Below are 18,505 nucleotides of genomic sequence, written 5' to 3'. Positions count from 1 at the left end.
CACGCTGCCTTGTCCCTCCAGGAGTTATTCCATGTCGTTACGCCGTCTCGCTTTGCTGGCTTTTTGCGTGCTGTTGGCCGCTTGCAGCAAGGTCAACCAGGAAAATTACGCGAAGTTGTCGGCCGGCATGGCCAAGGCCGATGTGGAATCGTTGTTGGGCAAACCGACCGATTGTTCCGGCGCACTGGGCATGTCCAGCTGCACCTGGGGCGATAAAACCAGCTTTATCAGCGTTCAATATGCCGGTGACAAAGTTCTGATGTTTTCCGGGCAAGGCCTGAAGTAAACCGGGGCGAGAGCCTGCGGGAGAAGAAGAATGATGCGTTTTGTTTTGTGCCTTTGTGCCAGCCTGTTTTTGGCGGGCTGTGCCAGCCATTCTGGCGATGATCTGCAACCCAAGACCGCCGGCAGCGTCAACCTCAAGCGTTACCAGGGCACCTGGTATGAGTTGGCCCGATTGCCGATGTACTTTCAGCGCAACTGCGCGCAGTCCGAAGCCCGCTACAGCTTGCTGCCCGATGGCGACATGTCGGTGTTCAACCGCTGCCTGACCACTGATTGGAAGTGGGAAGAAGCCAAGGGCACAGCCACGCCGCAAGTAGCTGGCAAGACTGACAAGCTCTGGGTGGAATTCAACAACTGGTTCACGTCACTGCTTCCGGGCGTCGCCAAGGGCGATTACTGGGTGCTGTACGTCAGCGATGACTACAAGACCGCCATTGTCGGCAGCCCGAGCCGGCGCTACATGTGGATCCTGTCGCGCACGCCAACGGTCAGCGCTGACACCCGCGAAGACCTGCTGAGCAGGGCGCGACAGCAGGGCTATGACACCACGCGGTTGATCTACCGGACGTCGGACAAGCAGATGGCGAAGACTTCGCAGTAACCCAGGATCGCCACTGTTAGAAATGTGGGAGGAGGCTTGCCCCCCTCCCACATTTTTTAACCGAGCAGATCCCTTAAGACCTGCGTAAACGCCCGGCTGCTTTCTTCCTCGCCAGCATGATGCCCATCCCGCACCACCCACTTACCGTTCACCAACACATCCCGCACCTGCCGATCACCGCCGGCAAACAGCCAGCGATTGAGAATGCCGTCCTCGCTGGCCGTGGCCAGGTATGGATCTGTGCCGTCGAGCACAATCCAATCCGCACGCTTACCCACTTCCAGCCGACCAATCGGCTGCCCAAGCGCCTGGGCGCCACCGTCCAGCGCCGCATCGAACAGCGTACGGCCAACCATCGGCTGGTCATTGCGATACAAGCGGTTACGCCGTTGATCGCGCAGGCGCTGCCCGTATTCCAGCCAGCGCAGTTCTTCCACCACGCTCAGTGACACATGGCTGTCGGAGCCAATGCCCATGCGCCCGCCTTGGGCGAGGAAATCCACCGCCGGGAAAATCCCGTCGCCCAGGTTGGCTTCGGTAGTCAGGCACAAGCCGGCAATTGCCCGGCTTTCCGCCATGCGCGTGACCTCCTGCGCATCCGCGTGAGTGGCGTGCACCAGGCACCAGCGCTCATCCACGTCGACATTGTCATACAGCCATTGCAGCGGACGCTTGCCGCTCCAGGCCAGGCAGTCGTCGACTTCCTTTTGCTGTTCGGCGATGTGGATATGGATCGGGCAGGCCTTGTCGCTGGCGGCCAATACTTGATTGATTTGTTGCGGCGTCACGGCGCGCAGTGAGTGGAAGCACAGGCCCAGTTGCTGCGCCGGCTGCGTCGCCAGAATGGGGCTGAGGCGCGCTTGCAGGTCCAGATAGTTTTCGGTGCTGTTGATAAAGCGCCGCTGGCCTTCATTCGGCGCCTGTCCGCCGAAACCGGAGTGGGTGTAAAGCACCGGCAACAGCGTCAGGCCGATCCCGCTGCTGGCCGCCGCAAGGCTGATCTGCCGCGACAACTCCGTGGGGTCGGCATAAGGCTGGCCGCTGACAGCGTGATGCACATAGTGAAATTCGGCCACCGAGGTGTAGCCGGCCTTGAGCATCTCGATATACAGCTGGCGTGCGATGACGTGCAGCTGCTCCGGGCTGATCTTGCCAACCATGCGGTACATCAGCTCACGCCAGGTCCAGAAGCTATCGTTCGGGTTGCCGGCCACTTCGGCCAAACCCGCCATGGCGCGTTGGAATGCATGGGAGTGCAGGTTGGGCATGCCCGCCAAAACCGGGCCTTTCAGCCGTTCGGCGCCCTCTGCATTGGCATTGGCCACCACCTGTGTCAGCAGGCCATCGGCGCTGACTTCAAGACGTACATCGTTGGCCCATCCATTAGGCAGCAGTGCGCGTTCGGCAAAAAAAGCGGACATGTTCAGAGCACTCCGGTCGTGTGTTTATTTGTATATACATATACAGACGTTTGCCTGCTCGGTAAACTCCGGCAATCTATGCATCTTTTCCCCCTGCAAGGATTCCCTGTGCCGACTCCGCCCGCCAAGTCTTCGCTGGCTGCCCACATGGACGAAAGTCCGGCGCCCTTGTATGCCCGCGTCAAACAGATGATCAGCCAGCAGATCCTCAACGGCAACTGGCCACCCCATTACCGCGTGCCGTCGGAGAGCGAACTGGTCAGCCAACTGGGCTTCAGCCGCATGACCATCAACCGCGCCCTGCGCGAGCTGACTGCAGAAGGTTTGCTGGTGCGCATGCAGGGCGTCGGCACCTTCGTCGCCGAGCCCAAGAGCCAGTCGGCGCTGTTTGAAGTGCACAACATTGCCGATGAGATCGCCTCCCGCGGTCATCGACACACTTGCCAAGTCATCCACCTGGGCGAAGAGGCCGCCGGTTCCGAGCGCGCCGTCGCCCTGGAAATGCGTGAAGGCGGGCGCGTGTTTCACTCGTTGATCGTGCATTTCGAGAACGACATTCCCGTGCAAATCGAGGACCGTTTCGTCAACGCCCTGGTCGCGCCGGAATACCTGCAACAGGATTTCACCCAGCAAACGCCCTACGCCTACCTCAACCAGGTCGCACCGCTGACCGAGGGCGAGCACGTGGTTGAAGCGATCCTGGCTGACGCTGCCGAATGCCAGCTGTTGCAGATCGAACCCAATGAACCTTGCTTGTTGATTCGCCGCCGTACCTGGTCCGGTCGCCAGCCGGTGACTGCCGCACGGTTGATTCACCCCGGTTCCCGTCACAGCCTCGAAGGACGATTCAGCAAATGAGTGCAGTCACCGTCTGGCGCGCCGCCGATTACGTCCGCATGCCGTGGAAAAACGGCGGTGGCAGCACCGAAGAAATCACCCGTGATGCCGGCGACGGCCTGGATGGCTTCGGCTGGCGCCTGTCGATTGCCGATATCGCCGAGTCCGGTGGCTTCTCGACCTTCGCCGGCTACCAGCGCGTGATCACCGTGATCAAGGGCGCGGGCATGGTGTTGACGGTGGACGGTGAAGAGCAGCGCGGCCTGTTACCGCTGCAACCGTTCGCGTTCAAGGGTGACAGCCAGGTGTCGTGCCGATTGATCACCGGGCCGATTCGCGATTTCAACCTGATCTATTCGCCGGAGCGTTACCACGCCCGCCTGCAGTGGGTGGATGGTGTGCAGCGGTTTTTCAGTTCGGCGCAGACGGTGTTGGTGTTCAGTGTTGCCGATGAGGTGAGGGTGCTGGGCGAGAAGCTCGGGCATCATGATTGTCTGCAGGTGGACGGTAACACTGGGCTTTTGGATATCTCGGTCAGTGGCCGCAGTTGCATCATTGAACTGACCGCACGCGGTTAGAAAGTATGGGAGGGGGGCAAGCCCCCTCCCACATTTGTTTTTGTGTCGCTCATAAATCTGTTTCCAACCCTCGCACCAATTTGTTACCGAATGCCCCAGCGTGGCGCAAAACCATGCTCTCGTGACAAACCGCACTCGCTGCCAAAGCCCCCTGCAAGAAATTTCAACACGCCCCGAAGCCTTAATTTCCAAGGCTTGCACGCGCTTTTTAAAAAAATCTCAACACCTCTCCCGTCAAGTTGGCCGCTCGATTGCATATGCTTGTACATACAAGTAAAGATGTGTGCGTAAGACTCTCCTTCGCACCATCACTGTCCGCGCACCATGCCGAGGAGTCCAGCAGTGACCGATTTTTCGAAAACTAGGCCTACAAAATACCGTGACGTCGAAATCCGCGCCGCCCGCGGTAACACGCTCACCGCCAAAAGCTGGCTGACCGAAGCGCCGCTGCGCATGCTGATGAACAACCTCGACCCGCAAGTGGCCGAGAACCCGAAAGAACTGGTGGTATACGGCGGTATTGGCCGTGCTGCGCGTAACTGGGAGTGCTACGACCAGATCGTCGAGAGCCTCACGAACCTGAACGACGACGAAACGCTGCTGGTGCAATCCGGCAAGCCGGTCGGCGTGTTCAAAACCCACAGCAACGCCCCGCGTGTGTTGATCGCCAACTCCAACCTGGTGCCGCACTGGGCCAGTTGGGAACACTTCAACGAACTGGATGCCAAGGGCCTGGCCATGTACGGCCAGATGACCGCCGGCAGCTGGATCTACATCGGCAGCCAGGGCATCGTCCAAGGAACCTACGAAACCTTCGTCGAAGCCGGTCGCCAACATTACGACAGTAACCTCAAGGGCCGTTGGGTCCTGACTGCCGGCCTCGGCGGCATGGGCGGCGCACAGCCGCTGGCCGCAACACTGGCCGGCGCGTGCTCGCTGAACATCGAGTGCCAGCAGGTCAGCATCGATTTCCGTCTGGCCAGCCGTTATGTCGACGAGCAAGCCACTGACCTCGACGACGCCCTGGCCCGTATCGCCAAGTACACCCAGGAAGGCAAAGCGATTTCCATCGCCCTGCTGGGTAACGCGGCAGAAATCCTGCCTGAACTGGTCAAGCGCGGCGTGCGCCCGGACATGGTCACCGACCAGACCAGCGCCCACGACCCGCTCAACGGTTACCTGCCCGCCGGCTGGACCTGGGACGAATACCGCGCCCGCGCCAAGACCGAGCCGGCTGCCGTGATCAAGGCCGCCAAGCAGTCGATGGCCGCCCACGTCAAAGCCATGCTGGAGTTCCAGAAGCAAGGCATCCCGACCTTCGACTACGGCAACAACATCCGCCAGATGGCCCAGGAAGAAGGCGTGGAAAACGCGTTCGACTTCCCAGGTTTCGTACCGGCGTACATCCGCCCGCTGTTCTGCCGTGGCATCGGCCCGTTCCGCTGGGCTGCGCTGTCGGGCGACCCGCAAGACATCTACAAGACCGACGCCAAGGTCAAAGAGCTGATCCCGGACGACGCCCATCTGCACAACTGGCTGGACATGGCCCGCGAACGCATCAGCTTCCAGGGCCTGCCGGCGCGTATCTGCTGGGTCGGCCTGGGCCAGCGCGCCAAGCTCGGCCTGGCCTTCAACGAAATGGTGCGCCGCGGCGAGCTGTCGGCGCCGGTGGTAATCGGCCGTGACCACCTTGACTCCGGCTCGGTGGCAAGTCCCAACCGCGAAACCGAATCCATGCAGGACGGTTCCGACGCCGTGTCCGACTGGCCGCTGCTCAATGCCTTGCTCAACACCGCCAGCGGTGCGACCTGGGTCTCGCTGCACCACGGTGGTGGCGTCGGCATGGGCTTCTCCCAGCATTCGGGCATGGTGATCGTCTGCGACGGCACCGACGAAGCCGCCGAGCGGATTGCCCGCGTGCTGCACAACGACCCGGCCACCGGCGTGATGCGTCACGCAGACGCCGGTTACCAGATCGCCATCGACTGCGCCAAGGAGCAGGGCCTCAATCTCCCGATGATCAAATAACCCCATGTGGGAGGGGGCAAGCCCCTCCCACATTTGAACGGTATTGCACACCAAAACAATCCATCAGAGGTTGAATCGACATGGCTGCAAACGACACCACCCCGTTGATCGAGAAACGTTCGATCGACTACATCCCGGAAGCGGAAAGACACGGTCGTCTCTTGAGCCAGTTCACCCTGTGGCTGGGTGCCAACCTGCAAATCACGGCCATCGTTACCGGGGCCTTGGCCGTGGTGCTGGGCGGTGATGTGTTCTGGTCGTTGATCGGTCTGTTGATTGGTCAACTGATCGGCGGTGGCGTCATGGCGTTGCATGCGGCGCAAGGGCCCAAACTGGGCCTGCCGCAGATGATCTCCAGCCGCGTGCAGTTTGGTGTGTATGGCGCGGCCATTCCGATCGTGTTGGTGTGCCTGATGTACCTGGGTTTCACCGCAACCGGCACCGTTCTGTCCGGTCAGGCGCTGGGCCAGTTGTTCGGGGTCAGCGACAGCATCGGCATCCTGCTTTTCGCCAGTGTCATCGTGCTGGTCACGGTGCTGGGTTATCGGGTGATCCACTTCATCGGGCGCGTCGCCAGCGTCATTGGTGTGATTGCCTTCGTTTACCTGTTCAGTCGCCTGATGGGCCAGGCTGACATTGGTGCGTTGCTGCAAATCCGCCATTTCAGCTGGAGCAGTTTCTTGCTCGCGGTATCCCTCGCCGCCTCCTGGCAGATCGCATTCGGGCCTTACGTGGCGGACTACTCGCGCTATCTGCCGAGCAGCACGTCTTCGGTGAAAACCTTCCTTGCCGCCGGCGCAGGTTCAGTGATTGGCGCACAGGTGGCGATGATTCTCGGCGTGTTTGCCGCGGCCATGGCCAACGGGCAATTCGCCGGTCACGAGGTGGCGTACATCGTCGGCCTGGGCGGCAGTGGCGCTACCGCTGCGTTGCTGTATTTCAGCATCGCGTTCGGCAAGGTCACCATCTCCACGCTGAACTCCTACGGCAGCTTCATGTGCATCGCGACTATCATCAGCGGCTTTCGCGGTCGCCTGGAGGTTACGCGTCTGCAGCGTCTGGTGTTCGTGGTGGCCATCGTCGGTACGGCGACCCTGATCGCGTTGCTCGGCCAGCATTCGTTCCTCGGTGCGTTCAAGTCTTTCATTCTGTTCCTGCTGGCGTTCTTTACGCCCTGGAGCGCGATCAACCTGGTGGATTACTACTGCATCACGCGCGAGCGCTATGACGTGCCAGCACTGGCTGATCCAAAGGGTCGCTACGGGCGCTGGAACCCACTGGGTATCAGCGTCTATGTCTTCGGTGTGCTGGTGCAGATGCCATTTATCGCCACCAAGTTCTACACCGGCCCGCTGGTGAGCGCCCTTGGGGGTGTGGATATTTCCTGGATCATCGGCCTGGTACTGCCCGCCGCGCTGTATTACCTGTGTGCGAAAAAATGGCACGGCACGGTGCCCGATCAATTGATCCTGCCGGTAGAGCAGGGCGCTACACCAACAACAACCGGGCTGGCTGCACAGGCCTGATGGGACGTGGACAAGGCAGGACGCCTTTTGACTGCCGTAATCCATTTCATGATTGGGAGCGTCACACAATGAAAATGCATAAGACCCTGCTGACCACGTTGTTCTCTGCAGGCTTGTTGGCCAGCGCTGGCGCCCAGGCGGCCGGTTGGTGTGAGTCGGGTAAACCGGTGAAATTCGCAGGCCTGAACTGGGAAAGCGGCATGTTGCTCACCGACATCCTGCAAACCGTCCTGGAAAAAGGCTACGACTGCAAAACCGACAGCCTGCCAGGCAACTCCATCACCATGGAAAACGCCCTGAGCAGCAACGACATCCAAGTGTTTGCCGAAGAATGGGTCGGCCGCAGCGAAGTCTGGAACAAGGCCGAGAAGGCCGGCAAAGTCGTCGGCGTCGGCGCGCCTGTGGTGGGTGCCATCGAGGGTTGGTACGTGCCGCGATATGTGATCGAAGGCGACGCCAAGCGCAAGCTGGAAGCCAAGGCGCCGGACCTCAAGCACATCGCCGACCTGGCCAAGTACACTTCGGTGTTTAAGGACCAGGAAGAGCCGTCCAAAGGCCGCTTCTACAACTGCCCGGCCGGCTGGACCTGTGAGCTGGACAACAGCGAAATGCTCAAAAGCTACGGCCTGGAAAGCACCTACACCAACTTCCGCCCAGGCACCGGCCCGGCGCTGGATGCGGCGGTGCTGTCGAGCTATAAGCGCGGTGAGCCGATCCTGTTCTACTACTGGTCGCCGACGCCGCTGATGGGCCAGGTCGACCTGGTCAAGCTCGAAGAAAAACCCGGTGTGGATAAAAGCGTGAGCATCAAGGTCGGCTTGTCCAAGACCTTCCACGAACAAGCCCCGGAACTGGTGGCTGTGCTGGAAAAGGTCAACCTGCCCATCGACCTGCTGAACCAGAACCTGGGGCGCATGGCCAAGGAACGCATTGAGTCGCCGAAACTGGCGAAGATCTTCCTCAAGGAACATCCTGAAGTCTGGCACGCCTGGGTAAGCGAAGACGCAGCCAAGAAAATCGACGCGGCCTTGTAGGTCAAGTGTGCACGGCTACCCTCAGGGGTGGCCGGGCGACTGGCCACAACCCATTGGATCGAGAGCACGCTATGTTTCCTGAGAGTTTTACGTTTTCCATTGCCGACTGGGTCAACGGTTGGGTGGATTCACTGGTCACCAACTACGGTGATGTGTTCCGGCAGATTTCCGACACGCTGCTGTGGGCCATCGTCAACCTCGAAGGCCTGCTGCGCGCAGCACCCTGGTGGCTGATGCTGGCGATCGTCGGCGCGGTCGCCTGGCACGCCACGCGCAAGGTAGTGACCACGGCGGTAATCGTCGGTTTGCTGTTCCTGGTGGGCGCGGTTGGCCTGTGGGACAAGCTGATGCAGACCCTGGCCTTGATGATGGTTGCCACGGTGATCTCGGTGCTGATCGGCATTCCGTTGGGCATCCTCTCGGCACGCAGCAATCGCCTGCGTTCGGTGTTGATGCCGCTGCTCGACATCATGCAAACCATGCCCAGCTTCGTGTACCTGATCCCGGTGCTGATGCTGTTCGGCCTGGGCAAGGTGCCGGCGATTTTCGCCACAGTGATCTACGCCGCGCCGCCGCTGATTCGCCTGACTGACTTGGGCATTCGCCAGGTTGACGGCGAAGTCATGGAAGCCATCAACGCCTTCGGCGCCAACCGCTGGCAGCAACTGTTTGGTGTGCAATTGCCGTTGGCGCTGCCGAGCATCATGGCCGGTATCAACCAGACCACGATGATGGCGTTGTCGATGGTGGTGATTGCCTCGATGATCGGCGCCCGTGGCTTGGGCGAAGACGTGCTGGTCGGCATCCAGACCCTCAACGTTGGCCGTGGCCTTGAAGCGGGCCTGGCGATTGTGATTCTTGCAGTGGTCATCGACCGCATTACCCAGGCCTATGGCCGTCCACGGCATGAGGCGAGCAAATGACGACTGTCAGCAAAATCGAAGTCAAAAACGTCTTCAAGATCTTCGGCGCCCGCTCCAAAGACGCGCTGGCGATGGTCGGGCAGGGCAAGACCAAGGACCAGGTGCTGGCCGAGACCGGTTGCGTGGTCGGCGTGAACGACCTGTCGCTGAGCATCGGCACCGGTGAGATCTTCGTGATCATGGGCCTGTCGGGCTCCGGCAAGTCGACTCTGGTGCGCCACTTCAACCGCCTGATCGACCCCACCAGCGGCGCGATCCTGGTGGACGGCGAAGACATCCTGCAACTGGACATGGACGCCCTGCGTCAATTCCGTCGGCACAAGATCAGCATGGTGTTCCAGAGCTTCGGCCTGCTGCCCCACAAAAGCGTGCTCGACAACGTCGCCTACGGCCTCAAGGTGCGTGGCGAAACCAAGCAGGTGTGCGCCGAACGTGCGCTGCACTGGATCGAAACCGTGGGCCTCAAGGGCTACGAAAACAAATACCCGCACCAGCTCTCCGGCGGTATGCGCCAACGTGTGGGCCTGGCCCGCGCCTTGGCGGCCGACACCGACATCATCCTGATGGACGAAGCCTTCAGCGCCCTCGACCCGCTGATCCGTGCCGAGATGCAGGACCAGTTGCTGGAGCTGCAAAAGACCCTGCACAAAACCATCGTGTTCATCACCCACGACCTCGATGAGGCCGTGCGCATCGGCAACCGCATTGCGATCCTCAAGGACGGCAAGCTGATCCAGGTCGGCACGCCTCGGGAAATCCTGCATTCGCCGGCGGATGAGTATGTGGACCGGTTTGTTCAGCGGCGCGCGGCGGTGGTCTGATCCGGGTTTGGTGGTGAGGCTGCTGGCCCTATCGGGGGCAAGCCCCCTCCCACAGGGGATCGCATTCCAAACGTGGGAGGGGGCTTGCCCCCGATAGGGCCGGTAAGGCTGCACAAGCATTAAAGAAGGTATGAAGATGTCCCAGGCAACAAAAATCACCATCGCCGACACCCTCCTGCACTGGCAGGACGTCGTCGCCGTCGCCCGCCACGGCGCCGTCCTCGAACTCTCCGGCCAGGCCTGGGCACGGATCGACAATGCCCAGGCCATCGTGCAGCGCATCGTTACCAGCGGCGAACGCGCCTATGGCGTGAACACCGGCCTGGGCGCGCTGTGCAATGTGTCGCTTGCGGGCGAGCAACTCAGCCAACTGTCGCGCAATACCCTGCTGAGCCACGCCTGCGGTGTCGGCCCGGTGCTCAGCGATGAGCAGACCCGCGCAATCATCTGCGCGGCCATCATCAACTACAGCCACGGCAAGTCCGGCCTGCACCCGCAGGTAGTGCAGGCGTTGCTCGCGCTGCTCAATCACGGCATTACGCCGCAAGTGCCGTCCCAGGGTTCGGTGGGTTACCTGACCCATATGGCTCATATCGGCGTGACGTTGTTGGGTGTCGGCACAGTGAGGTATCGCGGCCAGATCGTGACCGCACAAGCCGCCTTGCAGGCTGAAGGCTTGCAACCCGTAGTGCTCGGCGCCAAAGACGGCCTGTGCCTGGTCAACGGCACGCCGTGCATGACCGGCCTGAGCTGCCTGGCCCTGGCTGATGCCCATCACCTGCTGCAATGGGCCGATGTGATCGGTGCCATGAGTTTCGAAGCCCAGCGCGGTCAGATCGACGCCTTCGATGAAGAAATCATCGCCCTCAAGCCGCACCCCGGCATGCAGCGCGTTGGCCTCAACCTGCGTGCGTTGCTCGACGGCAGTGAAGTGATCGCCAGCAGCAAAGGCATTCGCACCCAGGACGCCCTGAGCATCCGCTCGATCCCGCAGATCCACGGCGCGGCGCGGGACCAAATGGAGCACGCCACCCGCCAGATCGAGACCGAGCTCAACAGCGCCACTGACAACCCGTTGCTGCTCGGCACGCCGGACAGCTACCGCGTGGTATCCCAGGCCAACCCGCACGGCCAGTCCGTCGCCTTGGCCGCTGACCTGCTCGCCATCGCCATGGCCGAGATCGGCTCGGTGGCCGAGCGCCGCCTGGACCGTTTGATCAACCCCCACGTCAGTGGCTTGCCGGCCTTCCTGGTGAGCAACCCAGGCGTCAACTCCGGGATGATGATCGTGCAATACGTCGCCGCATCGCTGTGTGGGCAAAACCGTCAACTGGCGCAGCCGGCGGTGCTCGACAACTTTGTCACCTCGGGCCTGCAGGAAGACCACTTGAGTATGGGCACCAACGCCGCGCTCAAGCTGCATCAACTGTTGGCCAACGTTACCCAGATCCTCGCCATCGAATACTTGTTGGCGGCCCAGGCATTTGAATTCCTGAAGGGCCAGCGTTTCGGCGCAGGCACCAACCGCGCCTGGCGATTGCTGCGTGAAGTGGTTCCGGCTTACGAGCAGGACCGCTGGCTGGCACCGGACATCGAAGCCGCCGCCAAGCTGCTCAAAGACACCGTGTTACCCAATTTGCACTGAACACCTATTTATTCGAAAAATAATTTACAAGGAGTACGAACGTGACTGCGCTAAATCTGATTCCAGGCCAACTGAGCCTTGCCCAACTGCGGGCCATCTACCAGCAGCCGGTGACGCTCAGTCTGGATGACAGTGCCTCGGCCCAGATCGAAGCCAGTGTGGCCTGCGTGGAGCAGATTCTCGCCGAGAACCGCACCGCCTATGGCATCAACACCGGTTTCGGCCTGCTGGCCTCGACCCGCATCGCCAGCGAAGACCTGGAAAACCTCCAGCGTTCGCTGGTGCTGTCACACGCCGCCGGCGTCGGTGAGCCGATCAGCGATGCGCTGGTGCGGCTGGTCATGGTGCTCAAGGTCAACAGCCTGAGCCGTGGGTTCTCCGGGATTCGTCGGCAAGTGATCGACGCGCTGATCGCGCTGATCAACGCCGAGGTTTATCCGCATATTCCGTTGAAAGGCTCGGTCGGTGCGTCCGGTGACTTGGCGCCGCTGGCCCATATGTCCCTGGTGCTGCTGGGCGAAGGCAAGGCGCGCTACAAAGGCGAATGGCTGGAAGCCACCGAAGCGCTGAAAGTTGCCGGCCTCACGCCGCTGACCCTCGCCGCCAAAGAAGGCCTGGCGTTGCTCAACGGTACCCAGGTGTCCACCGCTTATGCCCTGCGCGGCCTGTTCGAAGGTGAAGATCTGTTCGCCGGCGCCCTGGCCTGTGGCGGCCTGACTGTAGAGGCGGTGCTGGGCTCGCGCTCGCCGTTCGACGCCCGCATTCACGCCGCTCGCGGTCAACGCGGGCAGATTGATTCGGCTGCCGCTTACCGCGACCTGCTCGGCGACAGTAGCCAGGTGTCCCAGTCGCACCAGAACTGCGACAAGGTGCAAGACCCCTATTCCCTGCGCTGCCAGCCACAAGTGATGGGCGCGTGCCTGACCCAGTTCCGCCAGGCCGCCGACGTGTTGGTGGTCGAAGCCAACGCCGTGTCGGACAACCCGCTGGTGTTCGCGGCTGAAGGCGATGTGATTTCCGGCGGTAACTTCCATGCCGAACCGGTCGCCATGGCCGCCGACAACATGGCGTTGGCCATCGCCGAAATCGGCTCGCTCAGTGAGCGCCGTATCTCGTTGATGATGGATAAGCACATGTCGCAACTGCCGCCGTTTTTGGTGGGCAATGGCGGCGTGAACTCCGGCTTCATGATCGCCCAGGTGACGGCCGCTGCGCTCGCCAGCGAAAACAAGGCGCTGGCCCATCCCCATAGCGTCGACAGCATCCCGACGTCCGCCAACCAGGAAGACCACGTGTCCATGGCCCCCGCTGCGGGCAAGCGCCTCTGGGAAATGGCCGAGAACACCCGTGGCATCCTCGCCGTCGAGTGGCTGGCCGCGTGCCAGGGCCTGGACCTGCGCGAAGGCCTGAAGACCTCGCCAAAGCTGGAAAAAGCGCGGGATATTCTGCGCGCCAAAGTGGCGTTCTACGACAAGGACCGTTTCTTCGCCCCGGACATCATCGCCGCCAGCGAACTGCTCGCCAGCCGCTGTCTGAATGAGCTGGTGCCGGCGAAGTTGTTGCCGAGCCTGTAAGCGACACTCGCTCTCTGTGGTGAGCGGGCCAACCCGCTCACCCCAAAAAAGCAGTTGTCCCGAGCGCGGATTTTAATTTTCTCAGGATAAAAATAATTAAGGACGAGAAATGCACCAGCAAGAAAAGGGTTTGAAACGCGGCCTCAGCGCCCGACATATTCGCTTCATGGCACTGGGGTCGGCCATCGGCACCGGGCTGTTCTACGGCTCCGCGTCAGCCATCCAGATGGCCGGCCCCGCCGTGCTGCTGGCCTACCTGATTGGCGGCGCCGCGGTCTTCATGGTGATGCGCGCCCTCGGTGAAATGGCCGTGCACAATCCGGTGTCCGGCTCTTTCGGCCAGTACGCCAGCACCTACCTGGGCCCAATGGCCGGGTTTATCCTCGGCTGGACCTACGCGTTTGAAATGATCATCGTCTGCCTTGCCGACGTCACCGCGTTCGGCATTTATATGGGCTTCTGGTTTCCCGAGGTGGCGCGCTGGGTCTGGGTGCTTGGCATCGTGTTTTTGATCGGCGGCCTGAACCTATGCAACGTCAAAGTGTTTGGCGAGATGGAGTTCTGGCTGTCGCTGCTCAAGGTTGGCGCCATTGTGGCGATGATCCTCGGCGGTTTCGGCATCATGCTGTTCGGCATCCACTCGGCAGGCGAGACCCAGGCCAGCGGGCTTAGCAATCTTTGGGCCCACGGCGGCTTTATGCCCAACGGCGTCGGTGGCCTGATCGCCTCGTTCGCGGTGGTGATGTTCGCGTTCGGCGGTATCGAAATCATCGGCATCACCGCCGGTGAGGCCAAAGATCCGCAGCGCGTGATCCCCAAGGCGATCAACGCTGTGCCGCTGCGCATCCTGCTGTTCTACGTGCTGACCCTGTTTGTGCTGATGGCCATCTACCCATGGCCGCAGATCGGCAGCCAGGGCAGCCCGTTCGTGCAGATCTTCAGCAACCTGGGCATCGGCTCGGCGGCGACCATCCTTAACATTGTGGTGATCTCGGCGGCAGTTTCGGCGATAAACAGTGACATCTTCGGCGCCGGGCGCATGATGTACGGCCTGGCTCAACAAGGGCAGGCGCCAAAGGGGTTTGCCCAGCTGTCCAGGCAGGGCGTGCCGTGGATGACCGTGGTGGTGATGGGCGCAGCGCTGCTCGGCGGCGTGCTGCTCAACTACCTGATCCCGGAAAACGTGTTCCTGGTGATTGCCTCGATTGCCACCTTCGCTACGGTGTGGGTATGGCTGATGATTCTGTTCACCCAGGTCGCGATGCGTCGCTCGATGACCAAAGAACAGGTCGCCGAGCTGAAATTCCCGGTGCCGTTCTGGCCCTATGCGCCAGCGGCGGCCATCGTCTTCATGCTGTTTGTATTTGGTGTGCTGGGTTACTTCCCGGACACCCAGGCAGCCTTGCTGGTCGGCGCCGTGTGGATCGTGCTGCTGGTCGTTGCCTACCTGCTGTGGGTCAAGCCCGCCGCCGGGCAAGCGGCCAAGGTCCATTACGACCCGGCTGTGTCTCATCGATAACTTAGGGAGGCGTTGATGAAAACCCTTTGGCAACACTGCCACGTTGCAACCATGGCTGGTGGTCACTACTCGATCATCAAGGATGCTGCCTTGGTCACTGCCGGCTCACTCATCGAGTGGATCGGCCCGCGCAGCCAAGTGCCGACGGCGGACTACGCCCAGGTGCATGACCTGCAAGGCGCGTGGGTCACCCCCGGGCTGATCGACTGCCACACCCACACGGTGTTTGGTGGCAATCGCAGTGGCGAATTCGAGCAGCGCCTTGAGGGCGTGAGCTATGCCGAGATTGCGGCCAAGGGCGGTGGTATCGCCAGCACCGTGCGCGCCACCCGCGCTGCGACAGAAGATGAACTGTTTGCCAGTGCTGAAAAACGCCTGCGCAGCCTGCTGCGCGACGGCGTGACCACGGTGGAGATCAAGTCCGGTTACGGCCTGGACCTGGCCAACGAACGCAAGATGCTGCGCGTGGCCCGGCGCCTCGGCGACGAACTGCCGGTCAGCGTGCGCGCCACCTGCCTGGCGGCCCATGCCCTGCCGCCGGAGTACAAGGACCGCGCCGACGATTACATCGAGCATATCTGCAGCGAGATGCTACCGAAGCTGGCAGACGAAGGGCTGGTAGACGCCGTGGATGCTTTTTGCGAATACCTGGCGTTTTCCACCGAGCAGGTGGAGCGGGTGTTCAAGGTCGCCCAGCAACTCGGCCTTCCAGTAAAGCTGCATGCCGAGCAGCTGTCGTCGCTGCATGGCTCCAGTCTGGCGGCGCGTTATCACGCGTTGTCGGCGGACCATCTGGAGTTCATGACCGAAGCAGATGCCATCGCCATGGCTGCGTCGGGCACTGTCGCCGTGCTGCTGCCGGGGGCGTTCTACTTCCTGCGCGAAACCCAACTGCCGCCGATGGATGTCCTGCGCAAACACGGCGTGAAAATCGCCATCGCCAGCGACCTCAACCCCGGCACCTCGCCGGCACTCTCGGTGCGCCTGATGCTGAACATGGCCTGCACCCTGTTCCGCATGACCCCCGAAGAAGCCCTGGCTGGCGCCACCCAACATGCGGCCACTGCGCTGGGCATGGGCGAAACCCATGGCTCGCTGGAAGTGGGCAAGGTGGCGGATTTTGTGGCGTGGCAGATCGATCGACCCGCCGACCTGGCCTACTGGCTGGGCGGCGACCTGGATAAACGCGTCGTGCGCCATGGCGTCGACGTCACCGTATAAGGAGCACTGCTGTGGATAAGGTTCTGAACTTCAAACAAGGCCGCACGCCGCTGCTGATCAGCATGCCCCACGCCGGCCTGCGCCTGACGCCTGCGGTGGAAGCCGGGTTGATCGACGAGGCAAAAAGCTTGCCGGACACCGACTGGCATATCCCCGCGCTGTACGACTTTGCCGAGGAACTGGGCGCCAGCACGCTCTCGGCGCAGTACTCACGCTTTGTCATCGACCTCAACCGGCCGTCCGACGACAAACCCCTGTACGCCGGCGCCACCACCGGCCTGTACCCTGCCACGCTGTTCGAGGGTGTGCCGTTGTTCCGTGAAGGCCTGGAGCCGAGCGAGGCAGAGCGCGCCAGCTACCTGCAAAAAATCTGGGGCCCGTATCACCGGGCGCTGCAAGAGGAACTGGCACGGCTCAAGGCCGAGTTCGGCTACGCGTTGCTGTTCGATGCGCACTCGATCCGCTCGGTAATCCCGCACCTGTTCGACGGCAAACTGCCGGACTTCAACCTCGGCACCTTCAACGGCGCCGCCTGTGACCCGAAACTGGCCAGCCAACTGGAAGCCATCTGCACGCAGTATCCGCAGTACAGCCATGTGTTGAACGGGCGTTTCAAGGGCGGGCATATCACCCGGCATTACGGCGACCCGGCGCAGGATATCCATGCGGTGCAGTTGGAGTTATGCCAGAGCACTTATATGGAAGAGGTCGAGCCGTTTAGGTATCGCGCGGATCTGGCCGAGCCGACGCGGGTGGTGTTGAGGCAACTGCTGGAAGGTCTGCTGAACTGGGGGCAAAAGCGCTACAGCTGAACCTGGACACTCCACAAAACCAATGTGGGAGCAAGCCCGTTCCTACAGGTTTTGTGTACGTGGCGAAGGGCTGACACAGGTCTAAGCGCTCAAGGACATGCTCATTGCACAATTCGGGTTTATAGTGCCAGACGGCACAATAAAAGACGTCCCCCCAGGGATGAACCCGACCCCCTACGGAGCGCGCAATGCAGACTTGGTACCCGCAGATCAAACCCTACGCCCGGCACGATCTGGCAGTCGATGACACCCACACCCTGTATGTCGATGAAAGTGGCTCCCCCGAAGGCCTGCCTGTCGTCTTCATTCACGGTGGCCCTGGTTCCGGTTGCGACGCCCAGAGTCGCTGCTATTTCGATCCCAATCTCTACCACATCGTCACCTTCGACCAGCGCGGTTGCGGGCGCTCCACGCCCCGCGCCAGCCTGGAAAACAATACGACCTGGGATCTGGTCGCCGACCTTGAGCGTATCCGCGAGCACCTGGGTATAGAAAAATGGGTGCTGTTTGGCGGCTCCTGGGGCTCCACGTTGGCCCTGGCCTACGCGCAAACCCACCCTGAGCGCGTGCATGGCCTGATCGTGCGCGGCATTTTCCTGGCGCGTCCGCAGGACATCGAATGGTTCTACCAGGCTGGCGCCAGCCGCTTGTTCCCGGACTACTGGCAGGACTACCTTGCGCCGATCCCCGCGGACGAGCGTCACGACATGATCGCCGCCTACCACAAGCGCCTGACCGGCAACGACCAGATCGCCCAGATGCACGCGGCCAAAGCCTGGTCCGGCTGGGAAGGGCGCATGCTGGGCCTGTGCCCAAGCCCGCAGCATGTGGAGCGTTTTTCCGAACCGCAGCGCGCCTTGTCCATCGCCCGGATCGAGTGCCACTACTTCACCAACAATTCCTTCCTGGAACCCAACCAACTGATTCGCGACATGCACAAGATCGCCCATCTGCCTGGCGTAATCATCCATGGCCGCTACGATATGATCTGCACGTTGGATAACGCGTGGGAGTTGCATCAGGCTTGGCCCAACAGTGAATTGCAGGTGATTCGCGAAGCGGGTCATGCGGCGTCCGAGCCCGGCATTACCGATGCGTTGGTCCGCGCGACCGGCGAGATGGCACGGCGCCTGCTTGATCTGCCGCCAGAAGAAGCATGAAGGGCTTGTTGCAACGGGTGCGTGGCGCCCGTGTCGAGGTGGAGGGCGAGGTTGTCGGCGCCATCGACCAGGGCTTGCTGGTGCTGGTGGCCGTTGAGCCTTCAGATACGCCGGAGAGCGCCGATAAGTTGCTGCACAAATTGCTCAACTACCGGGTATTCAGCGACGACGAAGGCAAGATGAACCTGTCTCTCAAGGATATCGGCGGCGGTTTGCTGCTGGTGTCGCAGTTTACGTTGGCGGCGGATACCAAGAGCGGGCTGCGGCCAAGCTTCTCCACAGCGGCCCCGCCGGCCCTGGGAGCGGCGCTTTTTGATCACTTGCTGTTACAAGCGCAACAATTGCATGACAAGGTGGCGTCGGGGCGTTTTGGCGCCGACATGCAGGTGCATTTAGTCAATGATGGCCCTGTGACATTTTTGTTACAGGTGTGAATGTATTAAAAACGACGCTTAATGCCTAAAAACGCAGGATTTCGCTACAAATACTTCGCTGCCCCTGATGCGTTGTGTCGCGGGCT

17 protein-coding genes are annotated in these 18,505 nt (G+C 61.4%); 16 read left to right on the top strand and 1 reads right to left on the bottom strand.

Features of this window, described 5'->3' with window-relative positions:
- The first annotated feature begins 31 nt into the window (after nucleotides 1-31).
- Nucleotides 32-286: a hypothetical protein gene (locus tag AOA60_RS07240; RefSeq protein ID WP_099583856.1), complete on the top strand. Its 255-nt coding sequence runs from the start codon at nucleotides 32-34 to the stop codon at nucleotides 284-286.
- 30 nt (nucleotides 287-316) lie between these two features.
- On the top strand, nucleotides 317-886 hold the full coding sequence (locus AOA60_RS07235; RefSeq protein WP_099583855.1) for a lipocalin family protein: 570 nt from the start codon (nucleotides 317-319) through the stop codon (nucleotides 884-886).
- A 56-nt stretch (nucleotides 887-942) separates the two neighbouring features.
- Here AOA60_RS07235 and AOA60_RS07230 read toward each other — a convergent pair whose 3' ends face one another.
- The gene (locus tag AOA60_RS07230) at nucleotides 943-2,307 is read right to left on the bottom strand and encodes a formimidoylglutamate deiminase (protein ID WP_099583854.1); all 1,365 of its coding nucleotides are present in this window, start codon (nucleotides 2,305-2,307) and stop codon (nucleotides 943-945) included.
- A 147-nt stretch (nucleotides 2,308-2,454) separates the two neighbouring features.
- Between AOA60_RS07230 and hutC the strand changes: the two genes are divergently transcribed.
- The 14 genes from hutC (at nucleotide 2,455) to dtd (ending at nucleotide 18,419) form a co-directional block, all read left to right on the top strand.
- Entirely contained in the window at nucleotides 2,455-3,165 is a 711-nt protein-coding gene (gene hutC, locus AOA60_RS07225; protein WP_244653868.1) for a histidine utilization repressor, read from the top strand.
- Nucleotides 3,162-3,722, top strand: a complete 561-nt coding sequence (locus tag AOA60_RS07220; RefSeq protein ID WP_099583852.1) for a HutD family protein — start codon at nucleotides 3,162-3,164, stop codon at nucleotides 3,720-3,722. The genes hutC and AOA60_RS07220 overlap by 4 nt, the downstream gene beginning before the upstream one ends.
- Nucleotides 3,723-4,064: 342 nt before the next feature.
- On the top strand, nucleotides 4,065-5,750 hold the full coding sequence (hutU, locus tag AOA60_RS07215) for a urocanate hydratase (RefSeq protein ID WP_256592805.1): 1,686 nt from the start codon (nucleotides 4,065-4,067) through the stop codon (nucleotides 5,748-5,750).
- 80 nt (nucleotides 5,751-5,830) lie between these two features.
- Entirely contained in the window at nucleotides 5,831-7,276 is a 1,446-nt protein-coding gene (locus AOA60_RS07210; protein ID WP_099583849.1) for a cytosine permease, read from the top strand.
- A 68-nt stretch (nucleotides 7,277-7,344) separates the two neighbouring features.
- Nucleotides 7,345-8,310 (top strand): ABC transporter substrate-binding protein, encoded by a 966-nt coding sequence (locus AOA60_RS07205; protein ID WP_099583847.1) that lies wholly within the window; start codon nucleotides 7,345-7,347, stop codon nucleotides 8,308-8,310.
- Between the two features lie 71 nt (nucleotides 8,311-8,381).
- Nucleotides 8,382-9,233: a proline/glycine betaine ABC transporter permease gene (locus AOA60_RS07200; protein ID WP_053140441.1), complete on the top strand. Its 852-nt coding sequence runs from the start codon at nucleotides 8,382-8,384 to the stop codon at nucleotides 9,231-9,233.
- Nucleotides 9,230-10,054 carry a glycine betaine/L-proline ABC transporter ATP-binding protein gene (locus tag AOA60_RS07195; protein WP_016972280.1) on the top strand — a complete coding sequence of 275 codons (825 nt, stop codon included), beginning with the start codon at nucleotides 9,230-9,232 and terminating at the stop codon, nucleotides 10,052-10,054. The genes AOA60_RS07200 and AOA60_RS07195 overlap by 4 nt, the downstream gene beginning before the upstream one ends.
- 136 nt (nucleotides 10,055-10,190) lie before the next feature.
- Nucleotides 10,191-11,699 (top strand): histidine ammonia-lyase, encoded by a 1,509-nt coding sequence (gene hutH, locus AOA60_RS07190; RefSeq protein ID WP_099583845.1) that lies wholly within the window; start codon nucleotides 10,191-10,193, stop codon nucleotides 11,697-11,699.
- Between the two features lie 41 nt (nucleotides 11,700-11,740).
- The gene (hutH, locus tag AOA60_RS07185) at nucleotides 11,741-13,273 is read left to right on the top strand and encodes a histidine ammonia-lyase (protein ID WP_099583844.1); all 1,533 of its coding nucleotides are present in this window, start codon (nucleotides 11,741-11,743) and stop codon (nucleotides 13,271-13,273) included.
- 109 nt (nucleotides 13,274-13,382) lie between these two features.
- The gene (locus AOA60_RS07180; protein WP_099583843.1) at nucleotides 13,383-14,792 is read left to right on the top strand and encodes an amino acid permease; all 1,410 of its coding nucleotides are present in this window, start codon (nucleotides 13,383-13,385) and stop codon (nucleotides 14,790-14,792) included.
- 15 nt (nucleotides 14,793-14,807) lie between these two features.
- Nucleotides 14,808-16,013, top strand: a complete 1,206-nt coding sequence (hutI, locus tag AOA60_RS07175; RefSeq protein ID WP_099583841.1) for an imidazolonepropionase — start codon at nucleotides 14,808-14,810, stop codon at nucleotides 16,011-16,013.
- Nucleotides 16,014-16,024: 11 nt separating this feature from the next.
- Nucleotides 16,025-16,825 (top strand): N-formylglutamate deformylase, encoded by an 801-nt coding sequence (hutG, locus tag AOA60_RS07170; protein ID WP_099583839.1) that lies wholly within the window; start codon nucleotides 16,025-16,027, stop codon nucleotides 16,823-16,825.
- A 188-nt stretch (nucleotides 16,826-17,013) separates the two neighbouring features.
- Nucleotides 17,014-17,985 carry a prolyl aminopeptidase gene (gene pip / locus AOA60_RS07165; RefSeq protein WP_099583838.1) on the top strand — a complete coding sequence of 324 codons (972 nt, stop codon included), beginning with the start codon at nucleotides 17,014-17,016 and terminating at the stop codon, nucleotides 17,983-17,985.
- Nucleotides 17,982-18,419 carry a D-aminoacyl-tRNA deacylase gene (gene dtd, locus AOA60_RS07160; RefSeq protein WP_099583836.1) on the top strand — a complete coding sequence of 146 codons (438 nt, stop codon included), beginning with the start codon at nucleotides 17,982-17,984 and terminating at the stop codon, nucleotides 18,417-18,419. The genes pip and dtd overlap by 4 nt, the downstream gene beginning before the upstream one ends.
- The last annotated feature ends 86 nt before the right edge of the window (nucleotides 18,420-18,505 follow it).

It is taken from the genome of Pseudomonas sp. 2822-17, assembly GCF_002742485.1.
GTDB lineage: Bacteria > Pseudomonadota > Gammaproteobacteria > Pseudomonadales > Pseudomonadaceae > Aquipseudomonas > Aquipseudomonas cyclaminis.
This window is presented reverse-complemented; position numbering and strand designations above follow the sequence as displayed.

Coding starts and splice junctions, on each gene's coding strand:
- AOA60_RS07240 (WP_099583856.1), top strand. CDS start 32: ATGTCGTTACGCCGTCTCGCTTTGCTGGCTTTTTGCGTGCTGTTGGCC.
- AOA60_RS07235 (WP_099583855.1), top strand. CDS start 317: ATGATGCGTTTTGTTTTGTGCCTTTGTGCCAGCCTGTTTTTGGCGGGC.
- AOA60_RS07230 (WP_099583854.1), bottom strand. CDS start 2,307: ATGTCCGCTTTTTTTGCCGAACGCGCACTGCTGCCTAATGGATGGGCC.
- hutC (WP_244653868.1), top strand. CDS start 2,455: ATGGACGAAAGTCCGGCGCCCTTGTATGCCCGCGTCAAACAGATGATC.
- AOA60_RS07220 (WP_099583852.1), top strand. CDS start 3,162: ATGAGTGCAGTCACCGTCTGGCGCGCCGCCGATTACGTCCGCATGCCG.
- AOA60_RS07210 (WP_099583849.1), top strand. CDS start 5,831: ATGGCTGCAAACGACACCACCCCGTTGATCGAGAAACGTTCGATCGAC.
- AOA60_RS07205 (WP_099583847.1), top strand. CDS start 7,345: ATGAAAATGCATAAGACCCTGCTGACCACGTTGTTCTCTGCAGGCTTG.
- AOA60_RS07200 (WP_053140441.1), top strand. CDS start 8,382: ATGTTTCCTGAGAGTTTTACGTTTTCCATTGCCGACTGGGTCAACGGT.
- AOA60_RS07195 (WP_016972280.1), top strand. CDS start 9,230: ATGACGACTGTCAGCAAAATCGAAGTCAAAAACGTCTTCAAGATCTTC.
- hutH (WP_099583845.1), top strand. CDS start 10,191: ATGTCCCAGGCAACAAAAATCACCATCGCCGACACCCTCCTGCACTGG.
- AOA60_RS07180 (WP_099583843.1), top strand. CDS start 13,383: ATGCACCAGCAAGAAAAGGGTTTGAAACGCGGCCTCAGCGCCCGACAT.
- hutI (WP_099583841.1), top strand. CDS start 14,808: ATGAAAACCCTTTGGCAACACTGCCACGTTGCAACCATGGCTGGTGGT.
- pip (WP_099583838.1), top strand. CDS start 17,014: ATGCAGACTTGGTACCCGCAGATCAAACCCTACGCCCGGCACGATCTG.
- dtd (WP_099583836.1), top strand. CDS start 17,982: ATGAAGGGCTTGTTGCAACGGGTGCGTGGCGCCCGTGTCGAGGTGGAG.